General features: G+C 49.5%; 2 protein-coding genes. One reads left to right on the forward strand and one right to left on the reverse strand.

Annotated features, from left to right (window positions below; translation table 11 throughout):
- Positions 1 to 41 precede the first annotated feature (41 nt).
- Positions 42 to 458, reverse strand: a complete 417-nt coding sequence (tnpA, locus tag B9Y90_RS26025) for an IS200/IS605 family transposase (RefSeq protein WP_085543159.1) — start codon at positions 456 to 458, stop codon at positions 42 to 44.
- 22 nt (positions 459 to 480) lie between these two features.
- On the opposite strand from tnpA, the gene B9Y90_RS26030 reads away from it, so the two are divergent.
- Positions 481 to 1,688, forward strand: a 1,208-nt coding sequence (locus B9Y90_RS26030; RefSeq protein WP_085543160.1) for an RNA-guided endonuclease InsQ/TnpB family protein, incomplete at its 3' end; no start/stop codon positions are given.

Here is a 1,688-nt window from a genome sequence, read left to right on the forward strand (position 1 = left end):
CCCCGTCCTTCAGGGCGGGGATATAAGGCACGGTTTTCCACCTAACCTGGTGTTTGCTGTTGCTCAATATATTGCCGGATGATCGAAATCGGCGAACCACCGCAACTACTTGCAAAATAACTCGGTGTCCACAGAACGCCTTTGTGGTAATAGTGTCGGGCGATATCAGGCCGGTCACGGCGAAGCAGTCTGCTGGATACGCCTTTAAGACTGTTGACCAGATTTGATACTGCCAGCTTTGGCGGATAATTGATCAACAAGTGTACGTGGTCGTCCTCGCCGTCCATTTCAACCAGTTCAACATCAAAATCAGCGCATACACTGGCGAAGTAGCCACGTAGCTTTTCGATGGCGTCCAAATCAAATACCTTTCGTCGATATTTGGTGACGAATACCAAGTGAACGTGCATCAGGAAAACGCAGTGTCTTCCACGTCTAATATCAGTTTCTTTTGTCATAGACCAAAGTATAATGGTACGCATGAAACGACTACAAGCCTTTAAATTCCAGCTAAGACCAAATGGTCAGCAGGAGCGTGATATGCGGCGCTTCGCCGGGGCTTGTCGTTTTGTATTCAACAAATCACTGGCCTTGCAGAACGAAAATCATGAGGCGGGAAACAAATACCTTCCCTGTGCAAAAATGACCGCATGGCTTGTTGAATGGAAGAAAGAACCTGAAACGCAGTGGTTGAAAGAAGCACCTTCTCAGCCCTTGCAACAGGTGTTAAAAGACCTTGAGCGAGCCTACAAAAACTTCTTCCAGAAACGGGCGGCTTTCCCCCGTTTCAAAAAGCGCGGTCAAAACGATGCGTTTCGCTACCCGCAGGGTGTGAAGCTGGATCAGGAAAATAACCGGATATCGTTGCCAAAACCTGGCTGGATACACTATCGCAATAGTCGAGAAGTTGTTGGCGAGGTGAAAAACGTCACTGTCAGTCAGTCATGCGGCAAGTGGTATGTCAGTATCCAGACGGAATATGAAGCAGCCGAACCCGCCCATAGTTCAGTTTCAATGGTTGGCCTTGATGCGGGGGTAGCAAAACTCGCTACGCTGTCAGATGGCACCATTTTTGAGCCTGTAAACAGCTTTAAAGCCAGTCAAAAGAAACTCGCCAGACTCCAGCGTGAAATGAGCCGCAAGGTTAAGTTCAGCAACAACTGGAAAAAGGCAAAGCGCAAAGTACAGAACCTGCATTCCCGTATCGGAAACATCCGCCGCAACTACCTTCATAAAGTCAGCACGACAATCAGCAAAAACCACGCAATGATAGTCATTGAAGACTTGAAGGTTGCCAACATGTCAAAGTCAGCAGCGGGTACGGTAAGCCAGCACGGGCGCAACGTCCGGGCAAAATCATGCCTGAACCGTTCGATATTAGATCAAGGGTGGTACGAACTCCGCCGCCAGCTTGAGTACAAGCAGCTCTGGCGCGGTGGTCAGGTACAGGCAATCAACCCAGCCTACACCAGTCAGAAATGCGCTTGCTGTGGTCATACAGCGAAAGAAAACCGCCAGTCACAAAGTAAATTCGAGTGTCTGGAATGTGGATATACAGAGAACGCCGACATAAACGGTGCTCGTAATATATTAGCGGCGGGGCACGCCGCGTTAGCCTGTGGAGAGATGGCAGCTTTAGGCCGCTCGATGAAGCAGGAACCCACCGAAACGACTCAGACCCTGGTTTG

The sequence above is a fragment of the Cedecea sp. NFIX57 genome, from assembly GCF_900177785.1.
In the GTDB taxonomy this organism is placed as follows: Bacteria; Pseudomonadota; Gammaproteobacteria; order Enterobacterales; family Enterobacteriaceae; genus Cedecea; species Cedecea neteri_C.